Source organism: Sphingomonas sp. PEI4, from assembly GCF_056679955.1.
In genome coordinates this window covers 3,529,813-3,546,424 of the sequence record NZ_CM155258.1, presented here as the reverse complement: position 1 = coordinate 3,546,424, position 16,612 = coordinate 3,529,813, and the positions used below count along the sequence as shown (strand labels likewise).

Annotated in this window: 14 protein-coding genes; 2 read left to right on the top strand and 12 right to left on the bottom strand. The window is 65.7% G+C overall.

Going from position 1 to position 16,612, the window contains the following annotated elements:
• Positions 1–528: 528 nt before the first annotated feature.
• The 8 genes from AC1MLZ_RS16425 to AC1MLZ_RS16390 all read right to left on the bottom strand — a co-directional run bounded on the left by AC1MLZ_RS16425 (position 529) and on the right by AC1MLZ_RS16390 (position 11,148).
• A complete protein-coding gene (locus AC1MLZ_RS16425; RefSeq protein WP_480959408.1) occupies positions 529–2,028 on the bottom strand; it encodes a flavin-containing monooxygenase in 1,500 nt (499 codons plus the stop codon).
• Between the two features lie 69 nt (positions 2,029–2,097).
• Complete coding sequence (locus AC1MLZ_RS16420) at positions 2,098–6,351, bottom strand: translocation/assembly module TamB domain-containing protein (protein ID WP_480959407.1); 4,254 nt, start codon at positions 6,349–6,351, stop codon at positions 2,098–2,100.
• On the bottom strand, positions 6,351–8,561 hold the full coding sequence (locus AC1MLZ_RS16415; protein ID WP_480959406.1) for an autotransporter assembly complex protein TamA: 2,211 nt from the start codon (positions 8,559–8,561) through the stop codon (positions 6,351–6,353). Before AC1MLZ_RS16415 ends, AC1MLZ_RS16420 begins: the two co-directional genes overlap by 1 nt.
• 94 nt (positions 8,562–8,655) lie before the next feature.
• On the bottom strand, positions 8,656–9,102 hold the full coding sequence (locus AC1MLZ_RS16410; RefSeq protein WP_480959405.1) for a hypothetical protein: 447 nt from the start codon (positions 9,100–9,102) through the stop codon (positions 8,656–8,658).
• Complete coding sequence (locus AC1MLZ_RS16405; RefSeq protein ID WP_480961591.1) at positions 9,099–9,818, bottom strand: prepilin peptidase; 720 nt, start codon at positions 9,816–9,818, stop codon at positions 9,099–9,101. Before AC1MLZ_RS16405 ends, AC1MLZ_RS16410 begins: the two co-directional genes overlap by 4 nt.
• Positions 9,819–9,846: 28 nt before the next feature.
• Positions 9,847–10,098, bottom strand: coding sequence for a hypothetical protein (locus AC1MLZ_RS16400; RefSeq protein WP_107963586.1), 252 nt, complete (start codon positions 10,096–10,098; stop codon positions 9,847–9,849).
• Between the two features lie 44 nt (positions 10,099–10,142).
• A complete protein-coding gene (locus AC1MLZ_RS16395; protein ID WP_480959404.1) occupies positions 10,143–10,625 on the bottom strand; it encodes a GNAT family N-acetyltransferase in 483 nt (160 codons plus the stop codon).
• Between the two features lie 22 nt (positions 10,626–10,647).
• Positions 10,648–11,148, bottom strand: a complete 501-nt coding sequence (locus AC1MLZ_RS16390; RefSeq protein ID WP_480959403.1) for an SH3 domain-containing protein — start codon at positions 11,146–11,148, stop codon at positions 10,648–10,650.
• A 103-nt stretch (positions 11,149–11,251) separates the two neighbouring features.
• Here AC1MLZ_RS16390 and AC1MLZ_RS16385 point away from each other — a divergent pair, with 103 nt between their 5' ends.
• Positions 11,252–12,250, top strand: coding sequence for a 2-hydroxyacid dehydrogenase (locus AC1MLZ_RS16385; protein ID WP_480959402.1), 999 nt, complete (start codon positions 11,252–11,254; stop codon positions 12,248–12,250).
• Between the two features lie 90 nt (positions 12,251–12,340).
• On the top strand, positions 12,341–12,532 hold the full coding sequence (locus tag AC1MLZ_RS16380) for a hypothetical protein (protein WP_093399163.1): 192 nt from the start codon (positions 12,341–12,343) through the stop codon (positions 12,530–12,532).
• Positions 12,533–12,688: 156 nt separating this feature from the next.
• Here the strand turns inward: AC1MLZ_RS16380 and AC1MLZ_RS16375 are convergent, their stop codons facing one another.
• The 4 genes from AC1MLZ_RS16375 to AC1MLZ_RS16360 form a co-directional block, all read right to left on the bottom strand.
• The gene (locus AC1MLZ_RS16375; RefSeq protein ID WP_480959401.1) at positions 12,689–12,982 is read right to left on the bottom strand and encodes a hypothetical protein; all 294 of its coding nucleotides are present in this window, start codon (positions 12,980–12,982) and stop codon (positions 12,689–12,691) included.
• A 117-nt stretch (positions 12,983–13,099) separates the two neighbouring features.
• Complete coding sequence (locus AC1MLZ_RS16370) at positions 13,100–13,726, bottom strand: LysE family translocator (protein WP_480959400.1); 627 nt, start codon at positions 13,724–13,726, stop codon at positions 13,100–13,102.
• Positions 13,727–13,856: 130 nt separating this feature from the next.
• Positions 13,857–15,260 carry an NAD(P)H-dependent flavin oxidoreductase gene (locus AC1MLZ_RS16365; protein WP_480959399.1) on the bottom strand — a complete coding sequence of 468 codons (1,404 nt, stop codon included), beginning with the start codon at positions 15,258–15,260 and terminating at the stop codon, positions 13,857–13,859.
• A gap of 69 nt (positions 15,261–15,329) precedes the next feature.
• On the bottom strand, positions 15,330–16,466 hold the full coding sequence (locus AC1MLZ_RS16360) for a glycosyltransferase (protein ID WP_480959398.1): 1,137 nt from the start codon (positions 16,464–16,466) through the stop codon (positions 15,330–15,332).
• Positions 16,467–16,612 lie beyond the last annotated feature (146 nt).

Below are 16,612 nucleotides of genomic sequence, written 5' to 3'. Positions count from 1 at the left end.
AACTGCGAATGTGGAAACTCGTTCATCCTTCTTCGGATAAACATGAGGCATAAACATACTCTTAAGCATGGGCCGGAGATCGCCCACCCACATTGATGGTTAACAACTTACAAATTTTATTGTTTAACGTTTCGTTAGGGATTAAGACTCGGGGGCACTCCAAAGAGTGTCAATAAGGGAGCATAAAAATGCTGAAGTTCTTGATCTCGCTCGTTTATGGTACCATTCGCCCCTGGTGAATGATTCCGTCGGCTCGAGAAATACGGCAGGTCACTTAACCTGATCGTAGATTTCGGGCCGACACTTGACGCATTAACCCGTGTATGTTGGCAATATGGCTCAGTATCGACGCCTTGCCATACGCGCTGAGTCTAGTAGCGACTGTCTGCCAGCGTCGTCACACTGCCATGCGCTTAAAGATATAATTAGACTTCGAAGCTTGCCAGAAGTCTTGCGCTTGCCACCAGTCATGGATGGGCGAAGATTACAGGTCGGAATGAGTTCTCTGACATTCCGTCCCGTCCGCCCCTAAGCTGCGTTCACCCTCGAACCCTCGCGGCGTATTGTCTGCCGATCGGCGTGTACCGGATTGGAAAACACCATGGCATCGTCGACCGAGCCGAACTTCAACGCCATCAGATCCAACGCGTAATTCTGGTTGAGCTTCCACGGCTTGCGCTCACCTTGGGTCGGCAGCGCAGCGGCGGCGCGCTGCACGTAGCCGGAGGTGAAGTCGAGGAAGGACTCGCTCTTCATGGTCGGGTCGTCATTGCGTGGGGTAGCCTGGCGCAGGCCGCGTTTGGTCATCGTGTTTAGCAAGCGGCAGACGTACACCGCCGTCAGGTCCGCCTTCAGCGTCCAGGAGGCATTGGTGTAGCCGAAGGTCGACGAAAGGTTCGGCACGCCGTCGAACATCATGCCCTTGTATTGGAGCCGCCCGGCGAGTTCGATCGGCTTGCCGTCGAGGCTGAACGCGACACCGCTCATCAGTTGCAGTTCGAGGCCCGTGGCGGTGACGATCACGTCGGCGGGCACGTCTTTTCCCGAATCGAGATGGATGCCCTGGGGGGTGATCCGCGCGATCGTGTCCGTGACGATCGAAACAGTGCCGGCATTGATCGCCGTGAACAGGTCGCCATCGGGCACCAGGCAGACGCGCTGGTCCCACGGGTTATAGCGCGGCGTAAAATGCGTCGCGACATCATAGTCTGGGCCGAGATGATCGCGGACCATGCCGATCATCCGTTCCTTCACGACCGCGGGCTTCCTCCGCGCCATCCGGTAGAAGAACATGCCCATCAGCACGTTCTTCCACCGCGTGATGCCATACGCGGCCTTGGCCGGCAGTTTCCCGCGCAGCCAGTTCGCCACGCCGTCCTCGCCGGGTCGCGCGACGATGTAGGTCGGTGAGCGCTGGAGCATCGTCACGTGCGCGGCGGTCTTCGCCATCGTCGGCACCAAGGTCACCGCCGTCGCGCCACTGCCAATCACGACGACTCGCTTGCCGCTATATTCGAGATCCTCCGGCCAGAATTGCGGGTGGACGATCTGTCCCGCAAAGCTCTCCGCACCCTCGAACTCGGGCGAATAGGCCTTGGCGTAATTGTAATAGCCCGCACACATCGAGAGGAAGTTGCAAGTCAGCGTTACCGGACCATCGGGTCCCGTAGCTTCGACGGTCCAGCGCGCGTCCTCGGTCGACCACGCGGCCGACTTCACGTGATGGCCGTAGCGGATCTTCCGGTCGATTCCGTATTCGCGCGCAGTGTCCTCGACATACGCCCGGATCGAAGGGCCGTCGGCGATCGACTTGGCGGCGGTCCAGGGGCGGAAGGCGAACCCCAGCGTGTGCATGTCCGAATCGGAGCGGATGCCGGGATAGCGGAACAGGTCCCACGTCCCGCCCATCGACTGCCGGCCCTCGAGGATCATGTAGGTCCGGTCGGGGCAGCGCGTCTGGAGGTGGTAGCCGGTGCCGATCCCGGAAATGCCGGCGCCCACCACGATCACGTCGACATGCTCGGTCATGCTGCATCCCCTCGCCCCGGCGTTACGCCGTAGGTTTCATAACCGAACCTATCTGACTCCGTTCCGAACTCAATAGTCCTTCGTATATTTGACGCTGGCGCTCTGCCCGCCGCTCGATCCCGCTGCCGACAACAGGCTGAGCGCCCTGGTCAGCGCGATCTCGAGCTGGGTCGAGGTGAAGCCCTTCGCGTCGGTCACGATCTCCACATAGATGTTCTTCGTGATGTACTTGCCGGCGGCCAGGCTGGTGCCACGCCCGCTTGCCTCGTCGGCGCCGAGTACGCGCAACCGGTCGAACCCGGTTGCCGAGCGCAGCTTGCCAAGCGGGTTCAGACCACCGCCGCCCGACCCGCGCAGAGAGTTCAGCGCGGACGCTAGCTGGATCGCCTCGGTCGCCGAGAGATTGGCCGGGCTCGACCCGAACAACAGGCGGCTGAGCACCTCGTCCTGCGGCAACACCGGCGTCGACGTAAAGGCGATCTGCGGACGCTGGCCGGTACCCGTGACGTTGATGATGACGGTGATGTCGCTGGTCGTGGTGGACGCCTGGATATTGATGTCCGGATCGGTCAGCGCGCCGCCACGGAAGCGGATCTGGCCCTTGGTGACCTCGAACCGCTTGCCCGAGAACGAATACGTGCCGCGCACGATGTCGAGCCCGCCCGTCACGATCGGCGCGGCGGAGGTGCCGCCGATCCGCATGTCCATCTCCCATTCGGATTCGAGGCCCATGCCCGAGACGAACAGCTGGTTCGGCGCACGCACGCGGAGGTCGAGCTTGAACTTGCCGACCTCGGGCACCTGCGAGCGATCGGTCGAAAGCGGCGTGCGAATATCGCTCTTGCGGCGGACGCCGGTCAGTTCGGGAACCTCGGCCTGGCCCTGGCGGATGATCTGGTAGCGTGCCTCGGGGATCAGGAGATCGCCCTGGATCAGGCCACCGTCACGCCCGTTGGTGAGGCGCACCGTACCCGTCGTGGTCGCGCTGATCGCGTCGCTCTTGGCGAGCTGCGCATTGTTCAGCGTCGCGCGGAGGTCGATCGGGAAACCGCTGTCCGCCGCGAACCCGATCATGCCCTGCGCCTGCACGGTACCGTCGCCGGCCTTCGCGTTGAGCTGCGTCAGTTGCAGGTCGGTGTTCGAGAACCGTCCGGCGATCCGCATCTGCGACAGACGCGTGCCATAGGTCTCGTTGTCGTAGGTCAGGTTGTCGGCACGAACGACGCCGTTCAGTTGCGGTGCCTGCAGACGTCCCGAGAAGTCGGCGGCAACCGCGATCGGCCCCGACAGTTGCTGGTTGGGGATCGCGGCAAAGCTGAACAGCACTGCGGACGGGCCGTTATAGCGGATGCCGCCCGAGAGCGGCGCTGCCATGAGGCGCGTGCTCCACGAGCCATTGCCGGCCGGTAGCGGCCGCAGGTTCGCAACCATGCGGCCGATGACGGACGTGCCGCGGCGCACCAGCGCGCGGCCGGTACCCCCCTCACCGCCAAGCGTCCCGGCGAACACGATGTCAACCGGGTCGGAAACGGCGGCGAGGCCTGAGCGGGTGAAGTTGGTGACGGTCACGCGCGCGTCCGCGGTCGGCAGAGCGGCCGAGTTCGCTTGCGAGAAGTCGAGGCTGCCCGTTGCCTTGCCGCCGATGCCGAGGTTCGGGACCAGTGCGGAGAGCGTCGACAGGTCCAGGCGATCGAGCCGGACCTGCGCGTTCGTGCCGCGGCCATAGCTGCCTGCCAGACGCGCCGAGCCGCCGCCTGCGCCACCGAAATCGATCCGCGTCGGCGACAGGCGATACAAGCCCTTCACCGCCTGGATGCGTGCCGGATTGACGGTGCGGAAGTCGATGCCGTTCGCCTGGCCCCGTGCCGCGACGAGGTAATTGTTGGGGCTGAGCTTGGCGTTGACCGCGAGGCGGAACGGTACGCCGTTCGAACCGGTCAGCAATGCCTGCGCGGTGCCGTTACCGCCGACGTAGTTCACCTTCGCGCGCGCCGCGGAGAGAACGATCGCGCCGTAACGCATGTCGGCGATCTGCGCGTCCGCCACGATCTGCGGCGTCGGCGTCAGGACTGCGCTCGCCGAGATGATCGCGCGGCCGATGGTGAAGTCGACCATGCCGGGGATCTTGGCGCCATTGGCCCGCGCGGCAACGTCGGCGCGCTGATAGCCGCCTTGGTTGGCCAAGCGGACATTGCCCGAAAGGCCCTGACCGGCAAACTGGAGGGCGCCCGCAAACGGACCTGCGGCGGTCTGCACGATCCGGCCGCTGCCGACGATCCCGGCGAACACCACGCGGCGCACGTCGACCGCGAGTTGGGTGCCCGGCTTGACCAGCACGTCGGCGGTGAACGGCCCGTAATTGGTGCCGCCGCTGGCGGTGACGGCATAGGCGCCACCGCGGCCGACGATCCGCGCGTTCAGGTTGACGAGCCCGACTCCGACGCCTGGACGCGGTGCGCGCAGGACGACGACCGGCGCGGTCGCGCTGCCCGTCACGCGGGCGGACAGCGGGCCGTACGCTGTGGAATACGCATCGGCATTCACGAGAACGGCGCCGGTGGCCGGATCGAACCGGCCTTCGCCGCGCGTGACGCGGAACTGTGGCGCGTTCATCCGAAGATTGCGGAACGTGACGATGCCCTCGGGACTGTAGCCGATGTCCGAGCGGACGATCGCGTTACCGCCGAGGAAGCTGCGCGCGCCTTCGTTGAAGATCTGCGAGGTCTGCGCGACGACCCGGCCAGTGATCCCGAAGCCGCCATTCGGCCCCGGTACCAGCTTGGCGTCGGTCGTCAGGTTGACGATGCCGATCCCGTCGACGCGGTAGTTGTTGATCCGTCCTTTCAGCGCGCCGGTGTAGCGTCCGGTCGCCATGTTCGCGACGACCACCGCGGTCGCATCGATCTTGTCGGACCGGATCTTGAGGTTGTCGGACAGGACGTTGACGCCCGAGATCGCGAAATCGCCGTCGATCGCGACGTTGGTCGCAAGCCCGCCGACTGCCGCGTTCAAGCCGGTCACGCGACGCGCGCGCGCCTTGACCGGCACAAGAATTCTGTCCGAGTTCACGCGTGCGAGCCCCTCGGCATAGAGGTTCTCCACCCCCATGTCGCCGAACGCGATCGTTGCCGCGCGCAACTTGTAGTCCACAGTCGGCGTCGCAAACGCACCGTCGAGCACGACGCGCGCGCTAACGTCGCGGCCGCGCAGGTTCGGCAGGATCGCGCCCGGCGTCAGCAGCTTCGCATTGACCGCGAAATTGCCGAACCGGCTGTTCGCGAGGTCGATCAGGCCGCCAGCGTCGACCGCGAGCGCGTCCGACTTCAGCGTCATCCGCGTGTCGGCCTTGCGGTCGTTGAGCGTGGTGTCGATCGCGACGTCGAGCTGCGGCGCGGTCAAGCGTTCGACCGGGCCTTCGAGATACAGGCCGGGCCGCGTCGAGCCGCGCACTTCGATATGACCGTTCTTCGCGGTCAGCCCCAAGTTCGCCAACTGCCCGCCACCGAGCGTCGCGACCGCACGACCCTGCCACGCGGCCCAGCTACCACGGCCATCGACGGTCGCGGTGAGCGGCGCCTTGAACGAGCCCATCGTCGACACGACGCCGCCGACCGGTGCGGTCAGCTTCACGTTGACGTCGAGCTTGTTCTGCTCGGGCACCGCATCGAGCTTCAGCACGAGGCGGTCGCCGCCAGCAATCCCCGGCCCCGTCAGCGCGGCGGCGTTGGTGGTCAACTGCGCGCGCTTGTCCGCGATGTGCACCGCGCCGTCGATCTTCACGATATGCGTCTGGCCGGTGACCGGCTTGGCGATCAGGAAGCGATCGATCACCAGCCGGTTCACGTCGATATCGAGATCGGGGAGCAGCGGCGCGTTGGGATCGGTCGGCGTCGCGTTCAGCACCGGGCGGCGCTGCAACGTGACGAGCGGCGTCGTCAACGAGCGCACGTCGACATGATTCTTGGCAAACGCGAACGGACGCCAGTCGACGCCGAGCTTCGGGCTGGTCAGGAACACGCCCTTGGGGTCCGACACGCGCACGTCGCTGAGCGTCATCGCGCCGTAGATCGAGCCGTCGATCCGGCCGACCTTGATGTTCAGGCCGGACGCGGTGGTGTAGCCGCCGATCTGGTCCGCGACGAGGCGCCGGCCCGGATCGGTGTTGATCCCGAACAACACGATCAGCACGAGCGCGACCAAGCCGACGACGAGGATCGCCAGCCATTTCAGGATGCGCTGCCACAACGGGCGACGTTCGACGATCACCGTTTCGGTCTGCTCGAACTGGTCCCGCCCAGCAGGTGGAGTGCCGTTTTCGGCCATCAGAATGCCTGCCCGATCGAGATGTAGAGGGCGATCTTGCCGTCGCCCTCGCGTGGGTTCAGCGGCGTCGCGACATCGAAACGCATCGGGCCGAAGCTGGTATAGAAGCGCCCGCCGATACCCGCGCCGTAGCGCAGCGACGACAGGTTCGGCGTGCTGCTCTCATAGCTGTTGCCGGCGTCGATGAACGGCACGATGCCGAAATCGCCGAACCGGTAGCGGGCCTCAAGCGCGAATTCGTTGAGCGAACGCCCGCCGACCGGATCGCCGTTGGGATCGAACGGCCCGAGCCGCTGATAGCCATAGCCGCGCACCGATCCGCCGCCGCCGCCATAATACCGCCGAGATGGCGCAAGGTCGTCGCGCGAGACGCCCTGGATCGAGCCGGCCTTGGCACGACCGGCGATGACGATGCTGCTCGAGACGGGGTAGTAGAACGTCCCCTCGATCATCGTCCGGATGTACGGCCTTACCGAACCCTGCACCGACGTCTCCGGACTGAGGTTCAGCGTCAGGCGATACCCCTTGGTCGGGTTGAGCAGGCTGTCCGAGCGATCGAACCGCACCTGACCCGGCAACGCGACGATGCCGTAGGTCCGGCGGACGTTCTCGCCGCGGCCGAAATCATAGACGCTCTCGTTCGTGCCGACGAGTTCGCCACCGTAATAATAAGTCAGCGGCTTCTGCCAGATCGGCGTGGAGTCGTAGCTCCAGCGGACGCCGACGCTGGTCGTGAACGCGTCGTATGCGTCGTAATTCGAATGGTTCGCGCCTGCGGTCAGACTGAACGTGCGGTCGCGACGACCAGCATTTGCCCGGCGGAACGTTCCTGACAGGCCCTGCTCCTGCGTACCCGCGATCACCGATCCGATCAGCGCGCCCTCGTACGGGAACAGGTTGCGGTGCTGCCACGTACCTTCCGCGCGGAAGCCCTGCCCGGTCGAGAAACCGACATTGCCGCCAAGCGAACGCGGCTTGCCCTTGCTCTGGCGGACCAGCAGGTCGACCTGCTCGGTGCCGTCGGAATTGATCGTGCCGGTGCGGACCGGCTCCACCGACACGGTCGAGAACTGCGACGTCGCAACCAGCGCGTCGCGCAGATCGTCGGTCATCCGATTGTCGTAAAGTTCGCCCGTCTTGAACCGCGGGAACAGGTTCAGATGTTCGAGATTGAACACCGGATCGCCCTCGGTACGAAGCTGGCCGAACGACGAGCGCGGGCCGGTATCGACGGGCAACGTGTACGCACCTGTCGGGGTCTGGTCGTCGAGCAGGATGTCGCGCTCGCCGACCTTGACGAACGGATAGCCCTGCTGCGGCAGCGTCAGGCTGACGTTCGCCTCCGCCCCCTGGATGCGGGCAGCCTCGATCGGATCGCCGACCTTCAACGGTAACTGCGTGCGAACCAGATCGGGGGGCGTCGTGGCGTCCGCCTTCACGGTGATCGACGACAGCGAATAGAGCCGGCCAGGTTGTGCGCTGACCGTCGCCTTCAGCCGCGCGGGCTTGGTCTTGTCGGCATCGGGAATCGTCTCGATCGTCGAGATCGCGGTCGCATCGTAATAGCCGAGCGACTTCAGCAACCGGACGGCCAGCGCCTCGTCCTCACGCGCGCGTGCCGCGACCTGCGTGGCGTTCGCGGCCTTGCCGTTGCCCTCGGCGAGCGCGGACAATGCCTTGTATTCGCCTTCGAGCCCGTCGCCCGCCTTGTCGAGACCCTTGGTCGCGGTCTCGTAGCGGATGTCCGGCGCATCCTCGTCCTTGATGTCCGCCGCGGTCTGGAGCGGGGTCGTGTCGAAGCTCGACAGCGGCGTCAGCGGTTGCGCAAGTTGCGGATCTGCGGGGCCGGTCGGCGGCAGGACATCGCCCGCCACGGTGGTCGCGGGGGTCGTCGCGGTTGCGGGTGTCGCGGGTGTCTGGGCGGGTGCCTGGGTCGATGGAGCGGGCAGCGGCGCCATCGCCTCCAGCGGCGCATTCAGGTCGCCGCTCAACGGCGGCAACGCGCTGGAAAACTCGGCATCGGGCACGATCGGCGCATCGGTGCTCGGATCGTTCGACTGCGGCTGATCGCTTGGCTTGGGGGCGTCGGGGCCCTTTGCAGGGGCGGTGCCCGGCTTGGCGAGTTGTGCGGAACCGGTGCCCGCGAATCCCGTTGTCGACGCTACCAACGCCAGAGCGAGCCAATGATGCCGGCTGTTCGAAGCTGTCACACGATCCCCTTTACAGGCAGCGATCGTGCTCGATTCACCCCCATCTTCGTCCACGTAACGCACATAGGACGGCTTGGTTTCCAACAAATTTACCTCAGACACAGCCGATCAGACCACCGACCGGCATGACGACGGTATCGCGTCCGGGGCGATCGATCCGTAGCGTCGCGGACGTCACGGTCGCGCCTGCCGAGATATCCGCACGGACGGCGACGGCCATGTCGAGCGTCGCGGTCACGTCGCCGCCGCGATACTGGGTAACGCCGCCAAAGCCGAAGCCGATCGCGGGCGACTGGGTCGTCATCGCGTAATCTGTCGTCTTGCCGTCGATCGCGAGGCGGATCTGCGCGGGGTCGGCGGTCGCCATCGCGACGAGTTGCCGTCCGGCGTCCATGCTCCAGAGATACGCGGCGCACCCCTTCGCTGGCAGCTTCTGCTTGCCGATCGCGCCGAGGGGACCCGGACCGGGATTCGGCCCCGGATTGGCGGCAGGCGCAGGCGTCGCGACTTGCAGCGCGAGCATAAGAGCGAGCGATATCATGGCGTCAGGCCTATCATGAACAGCCACGCGGGATAAGCCGCGATCGCCAGCAACGCGCCGAACGGAAGCGCGGTGTCCGCCGCCATGCTGCGTCCCTTCAGGTGCGCGGCGAGGACGACGCCGAGTCCGATCATGCTCGCGATCAGCAGGACGGCGGGCAACATCTGCCATCCGAGCCACAGTCCGATCGCCCCGAACAGCTTGGGATCGCCGCCGCCCATCCCGTCGCGTCCACGCAAACGTCGATAGCCGAACGCGACCAGCCACAACGTCCCGAACCCGGCGAGCCCGCCGATCAGGCGCTCGGGGAGCGGCGGGTCGATATCGAGCGCGGCGCCGACGAGCCCGGTCGCAGCGAGGAGGATAGTCAGTCGATCGGGCAGCCAGAACGCGACGAGATCGAGACTCGCCAGCGCCAGAAGCAGCCATCCGAACACCGCGCCGGCGATGCCGACTACCCCCGGCGCGATCGTCCCGGCGGCAACGCCGATGACGAGGCCGGTCAGTTCGATCCGCCAATGCACGGGACTGATCGCAACGCCGCACCCTCGGCAACGACCGCGTAGAACGAGCGTACTCAGCAACGGCACCAGTTCGACCGCGCGGAGAGTTCGGCCGCAACCATCGCACGCCGAGCGTCCCTGCATCACCGATCGCTCGTCGGGCCAGCGCGTCACCAGCGCTGCGACGAAACTCCCGATGATCGCCCCGAGCATCCCCAGCAACACCGCCCAGAATGCCGCCTCAGACACCCGTCTTGCGGACCAGGTAGCGATACACGCCGAGGAGGTTGATGCCGAACAACACGATGTTCTGCGTGCCCAGCGCCCAGTCCCCGGTCAAGGCCGCACCGCTCAGCCACGCGATCGACGACGCGACGAACAGCACGAACCCCCACCCTGTCACGCGCCGCCCGAAATCGAGCGAGACCATGAACGCGGCGATTACGCCGGATGCTGCGGCGGACCATTTGAGCGTCGTGATGAGAGTTTCCATCGCTCCGCTTTACGCGGTTCTGCGCGGTTCGATACTGAGCGATGTCAACACGCGGCGCATGGTGGCAGCGCCTGTAGTTCCAGGCTGTAATAGCGCGAGAATACAGTGTCCTCATACGTATCGAACGGAGCGCACGCGACGAACCCCGCCTGCTCGTACAGCGACCGCGCTGGCGCATAGGCCGCCGTGCTGCCGGTCTCCAGGCTGACACGACCATATCCCCGCGCGCGTGCCTCGGCGATCAGATGATCGAGCATCGTGCGGCCGACACCGCGTCGAAGCCGGTCGGGGGACGTTCGCATCGACTTCAGCTCGCCGTGCAGGGGGTCGAGCTGCTTCAGCGCTCCGATCCCGGCAAGAACATCGTCGTCCCAGCACGACCACACGGTCACCGCCGGATCGCGCAAGCCACTCATGTCGAGCGCGAAGACGCTGTCCGGGGGCGAGTTCGCATAGGCCTCACGCAGATGCAGCGCGACCAGCGCAACGACGTCGGCGTTCTCCAACGCATCTCGAATGATCCGCATAGTCTGGTCCCCGTCGTCAGGCTCAGGGCAACGTCTCGCCAGCCTCGACGCCCCACAGCCCGCCAATCTGCACGAACCCCGCCTGCCCCTTCACGTCCATCCGGCACCAGCCATCGCCGCACTGGCTCAACCGACCGACCACGCCTGGCGCGGCCCGCCACAGCAGACGGCTGGCGCTATTGGGCTTCTCGCGGAGTTCGACGGGACCCGCGCCGTGCACGATCGCAGTACGCGTGCCGCTCAGCAGGTTCGCCTGCATCCAGCCTTCGGTCCCGTCGGGATCGGCGATCTTCCGCCATTCCTTGAAGATCGCGACCACCTTGATGGGCAGATCCTGGCGTTGATACAGCCAGCTCGCCGGATAGGTGCGCGCCGGCCCCGTCCGCATCCGAGCGCGCGTTGCCGAGATCGACGCGTAATAGGGCAGCGTCCGCTTCGTCGCATCGGCCGCGGCCACCGGGTCGGGCACCAGCGCGGTGGCAACAAGAGCGGAAAGCGCGGCGGCGAGAATGCGCATGGTCATGTCCTAATGGCGAGCCGACGTCCTATCGCGACGAACCGCTTTCCTCAACCGAAGTTGACGTCCCGACGTTGACGGGCACGAGCACCTTCGCCAAGCCGTCCGCATGATCGACACACGCCGCTGTCCGAACCCGAAGGTCGTCGTCACCCGCGAGTTGGCGGACACGCTGATGGACCGGATGGAGGCGCTGTTCGACACGCGGAACAACCGTGCCGATACGCCGCGCACGCGCGATGAACTGGCCGCGGCGATGGCGGACTGCGACGTGCTCGTGCCGACCGTCACCGACGACATCGATGCGGCACTCATCACCGGCGCGGGCGACCGCCTGAAGCTGATCGCCAACTACGGCGCCGGCGTGAACCACATCGACCTGAAGGCCGCGCGCGCTCGCGGGATCATCGTGACCAATACGCCCGGGGTGCTCACCGAGGACACCGCGGACATGACGATGGCACTGATCCTGTCGGTACCGCGGCGGTTGGCGGAGGGCGAGAAGCTCGTACGCTCCGGCCAGTGGAAAGGCTGGAGCCCCGGCGGGATGCTCGGCCACCGGATCGGCGGCAAGGCGCTCGGCATCGTCGGCATGGGGCGGATCGGCCAGGCGGTCGCACTCAGGGCGCGCGCGTTCGGGCTCACCATTCATTATCATAACCGCACGCGCCTGCCCGCGGTCCGCGAAGCGCAACTGGCGGCGACCTTCCACGCCTCGCTCGACGACATGCTCGCGGCGATCGACATCGTCACGATCCACACGCCACTGAACGCCGACAGCCGCAACCTGATCGACGCCCGCCGGATCGGCCTGATGCGGCCGCACGTCTACCTGATCAACGCAGCACGCGGCGGTATCGTCGATGAGGTCGCGCTGGTCGATGCGCTCGAGGCGGGCAGGCTCGCGGGCGCCGGTCTCGACGTCTGGGCACACGAGCCGGTGATCGATCCGCGGCTGCTGGCGCTGCCCAATGTCGTGATGCTGCCGCACATGGGCTCCGCGACGCTCGAAGGGCGGATGGCGTCGGGCGAGCGGGTCATCCAGAATATCCGGATGTGGGCAGACGGCCACCGCCCGCCGGATCAGGTGCTCGACGGCTGGGTTTGAGTCCCGCGATACAATCTGCATCAATATTTCGGAACTCATGCCGCGGTGCAGCATTTGTTGGATATCCCCGGATTAACAGGAGTATCCAAGATGAAGAAATTTGCCGTTTCCGCCCTGCTGGTCGCCTCAGCCGTGTCGATGAGCGCGTGCTCGACTCTCAAGGGCGCGGGTATCGGTGCAGCCGGTGGTGCAGGCGTCGCCGCCGCGACCGGTGGTAGCGTCGAAAAGGGTGCAGCCGTCGGCGGCGCAGGCGGTGCAGTCGTCGGCACCGTCGCCGACTGATCGATCGTCGTACGAAATGGACGATCCTCCCCCGCCAGGGGAGGTGTCGCCGAAGGTGGCGGAGGGGAGGACACGGAACAGCGGTCGTCGCTTGCCTCCCCCTCCGTCTGGCAAATACCAGCCACCTCCCCCTGGCGGGGGAGGATCGCAACGCTCTTAAATCGCGCGCATCCAATGCGTGCGCGTGACCGTCCCGGTCATCACTTTCGACCCGAACGCCTTGATGATCTTGGCCGCATCGTCGCTATTCATCAGCACCACGCGCGTACCGCCCGATGGCAGCGTCTCGATCGCGCTGATGATCGCGTTATGTTTCTTGCACATCGCGACGACTTGCGGCTGCTCGACAGTCACGTTCACCGCACGCGAGATCGGCACGACCTTTTCGGTGCCCGTCGTCACGACGTGACGCCCGCGGTTGCGATGATAGAATAGAGTGTCATGCGGCATTCCCGGCTTGGAGCGGGAGCGCAAAGCATCTCTCAGTCGCGGCCTGCCCGTACGAAGCGCCGCAATATGGTCGTCATGCACGCAATTGGCCGAAACGGCAATGCCGCGGTTCGCCGGCTACGTTCGCACGCGCAGCAAAGCCAGACCGAAGCCGACGAAGATCACGCCCGTGGCGCGGTCGAACGCACGTCGCAATGCGGGCCGCGTCAGGTATCTGGCAAGCGTCCGCCCACCGGCCGCATACACGCCGTACCAGAAGCTCTCGACCACAGCGAAGGTCACCACCAGGATTGCGAACTGCGGCGCCTGCGGTGAAGCGCGATCGACGAACTGCGGGAGGAAGGCGGCGGCGAACAGCAGCAGCTTCGGGTTGCTGATGGCGATCACGAACCCGCCCCGGAACAGCCGCCGTGCCGACAGCGTGACAGGCAGAACGCCTTCGCCGACGTCGATCGGCGAGCCGGCCCCTCGCCACGCCTTGATACCAAGGAAGATCAGGTACGCGACGCCCGCATAGCGCAATGCATCGAACACGCGCGGCCATGCCGCGAGCAACGCCGATACGCCCGCCGCCGACGCGGCCAGCACGAGGATCAGCGCGGTCAGGCACCCGGCCATCGCGGCAATGCTGCGCCGCGCGCCGAACGCCACGCTCCGCGTCATCACGTGCAGCATGTTCGGACCGGGGGTCCCCGACAGGAGGAACACCGCGACCACGAACAGCCACCACAGATGCAACGTCATCGTCTTTCCTTCACCGTCCCGTTCTCCTGCGAACGCAGGAGGCCAGGATCAAGAACAGCGCCGCATGCTACCCTGGACTCCTGCGTGCGCAGGACAACGGCCGAGCCTGAAAGTGCTCGGTAGCCTTGCCTCAGTCCCCCGTCAGAATCCGATCGACCAGCTGCCCGACGCTCGGCACGAATCCGTTCGAATAGAACGGGTCCTTCTTGAAATTATACGCCGCATGGCCCGCAAACATCAGGTTCTGATCGATGTCGCCGCCGTGCGCGATGTCCTGCAACGTCTTCTGGATGCAGAAGCTGCGCGGGTCGGCGAGGCGCCCGGTCGAGTTGGTCTCGGTATCCGCCCAGCTCGAGAACGAGCATTGCGACAGGCAGCCCATGCAGTCGGCCTGGTCCTTGCGGATCATGCCCTTTTCGGTCGGGCTGACGAACACGAGCGTGTTGTCCGGCGTCTTCAGCGCATCGGTATACCCCTCGCCGAACCACTGGCGCGCCCGCAGCAAGTCGTTGCGCGTGACCCAGAAGTTCTTGCCCTTCACGCCGACGTCGAGCTGGAACACGTGATCGCCAGCCTCCTGTGTCGAGAACGCGATCTGGCGCTCGGACCGAGCCTCCAGCGAGCGCAGGAACGGATTGCGCACCGCCGACGAATAAAACCCGGTCGGCGAGAATTTGTGCAGCAGCACGTCGCCTTCCTCGATCTGCGTCAGCGCATCCTTCCAACCCTGCGGGATCGGGCTCTCGCGCGTCAGCAGCGGCCGTGTTCCGAACTGAAACGCGATCGTCCCCAACTCGGGATTGTCGATCCAGTCGTTCCAGTCGCGCAGATACCAGACGCCGCCGGCCATCACGATCGGCACGTCGTCGCTGATGCCGCCTTCGCGCATCACGTCGCGCAGTTCCTTCACGCGCGGATACGGATCCTGCGGCTTCAACGGGTCCTCGGCATTCGACAGGCCGTTATGCCCGCCGGCGAGCCACGGATCCTCGTACACCACCGCAGCGAGCCACTCGGCTGCCTTCGAATAGGCGCGCTTCCACAGCGCGCGGAAGGCACGACCGGAGCTGACGATCGGGAGATAGCTGACGCCGTACGACGCGGTGATCTCGGACAGCTTGTACGGCATGCCGGCGCCGCAGGTGACGCCGGCGACCTTGCCGCGGGTGCGCTCCAGCACGCCGTGCAGGATCCGCTGCGCGCCGCCCATTTCCCACAGGACGTTGATGTTGATCGCGCCCTTGCCGTCGGCGATGTCGTACGCGCGCTCGACCTGCTGGACCGCACCCTCGATCGCGTACTGGACCAGTTCCTCGTGACGCGCCCGCCGCGTCAGGGCCTCGTAGACCTGCGGGATGATCTTGCCTTCGGGATCGTAGCTGTCGGCATTCACGGCCGAAACCGTGCCGATGCCTCCGGCCGCAGCCCAGGCGCCGGCAGAGGCGTGGTTGGTCGCGGCGACACCCTTGCCGCCTTCAACCAGAGGCCAGACTTCCCGACCGTTATAGACGATAGGCTTCAGGCCCTTGAACACGACGTCACCTCTCCCGGAAAATACGGCCCCCTATATCGCAAGGACGCAGCGTGCGAGCAATATTACGACCTAGGTTAGCGCGCCCGGACGGTTCAGGGCGTCTTCGTACAGCGTGCGATAGCGAGCGATCATAACCCCCTCGTCATATTCGGCCCGTGCCTTGGCCTGGTTCGCGGCACCGACCGAGGCCCGCAGCGCCGGGTCGGACACCAGCGCCTGCAATGCATCGCGCAACCGCACTTCGTTGGCGATATCGGTCACGAACGGCAGGTTCTCGGGCGAGACCATCCGCTTCAGGTCACCGACCGGATAGCTCGCGATCGGCAGGCCTGCCGCCATCGCCTCGACCACCGAAATCGGAAACTGCTCGCTCCGCGACGACACCGCCAGCATGTCGAAATGGCCGATATAGCGGTACGGCCGATCGAGGAATCCCGGCAGCACCAGCTTGTCCGCCATCCCCATCGCCGCCGCCGCCTGCAGGATGTTCGCGCGCTCCGGCCCTTCGCCGACGATCACGAGCCGTACGCGCCCCGACACGCCGCCGACCGCGCGGACGAGTGCGGTGAGATCCTTCACCTCGCGCAACCCCGCCAGCGCGCCGATCACGACCTCCTTGGCGTTACGCGTGAACCCCGGAATAGCTTTCGGCTCGGGCTTCTGCGCGTAATAGGCCGTGCCGATCCCGTTGACGATCCGATGCACGCGCGCGCGGGGCTGTTTCCAGGTGTTGAGCGCAATCCCTTCCAGCACCTCCGACGGCACCACGAGCGCGTGCGCCGCGCCCAGCGCAAGCCGGCGATAGATGTTCCGCTCGATCTTGAGGCCGCCAGCCTCATCGACATTGAACCCGTCCTCGTGATGGACGACCGGCGGCGCCCCCTTCCCGAACGCGCGCCGCGCCATCACCCCGTCGATCGCGCCCCAATTGTACGTCAGCACCAGATCGAACCGCCGCATATACTGCGCGATCGCCTCGTAGCGCTTCACGGAAGGCTTGCCGGTCAGCGGCGGCGGATTTTGCGCGATCTCGTAGCGAATGCCCTTCGCAATCGAATCGCGGGCGCTCAACGCGTCAGGCATCGCGGACACGATGGTGTGCTTCGCGCGATCGCCGAACGCGTTCATCAGCCGAACCGCCCGCGCCTCCTTGCCGCCCAGGTCGAACGACGAGTGGAGATGCAGGATGTTCAGGGGAGCGGCCATGGCAATCCGATGCCGATTTCGGCGCGCGCTTTCAAGGTACCAGTCGTCGTCGGATCGAACATTCGCGCCGGGCAGCGCGCATTCGTCCGTCGCGCAATGCCCTCTTGCAGCCGCCCCGTGGTTGGGCGAGCATGGTACGCAAAGGG

Excerpts from the sequence above, each read along its gene's own strand:
- AC1MLZ_RS16385 (WP_480959402.1), top strand. The coding sequence starts at position 11,252 with ATGATCGACACACGCCGCTGTCCGAACCCGAAGGTCGTCGTCACCCGC.
- AC1MLZ_RS16360 (WP_480959398.1), bottom strand. The coding sequence starts at position 16,466 with ATGGCCGCTCCCCTGAACATCCTGCATCTCCACTCGTCGTTCGACCTG.
- AC1MLZ_RS16390 (WP_480959403.1), bottom strand. The coding sequence starts at position 11,148 with ATGACCATGCGCATTCTCGCCGCCGCGCTTTCCGCTCTTGTTGCCACC.
- AC1MLZ_RS16410 (WP_480959405.1), bottom strand. The coding sequence starts at position 9,102 with ATGATATCGCTCGCTCTTATGCTCGCGCTGCAAGTCGCGACGCCTGCG.
- AC1MLZ_RS16425 (WP_480959408.1), bottom strand. The coding sequence starts at position 2,028 with ATGACCGAGCATGTCGACGTGATCGTGGTGGGCGCCGGCATTTCCGGG.
- AC1MLZ_RS16420 (WP_480959407.1), bottom strand. The coding sequence starts at position 6,351 with ATGGCCGAAAACGGCACTCCACCTGCTGGGCGGGACCAGTTCGAGCAG.
- AC1MLZ_RS16375 (WP_480959401.1), bottom strand. The coding sequence starts at position 12,982 with ATGCCGCATGACACTCTATTCTATCATCGCAACCGCGGGCGTCACGTC.
- AC1MLZ_RS16380 (WP_093399163.1), top strand. The coding sequence starts at position 12,341 with ATGAAGAAATTTGCCGTTTCCGCCCTGCTGGTCGCCTCAGCCGTGTCG.
- AC1MLZ_RS16400 (WP_107963586.1), bottom strand. The coding sequence starts at position 10,098 with ATGGAAACTCTCATCACGACGCTCAAATGGTCCGCCGCAGCATCCGGC.
- AC1MLZ_RS16370 (WP_480959400.1), bottom strand. The coding sequence starts at position 13,726 with ATGACGTTGCATCTGTGGTGGCTGTTCGTGGTCGCGGTGTTCCTCCTG.
- AC1MLZ_RS16395 (WP_480959404.1), bottom strand. The coding sequence starts at position 10,625 with ATGCGGATCATTCGAGATGCGTTGGAGAACGCCGACGTCGTTGCGCTG.
- AC1MLZ_RS16405 (WP_480961591.1), bottom strand. The coding sequence starts at position 9,818 with ATGCTCGGGGCGATCATCGGGAGTTTCGTCGCAGCGCTGGTGACGCGC.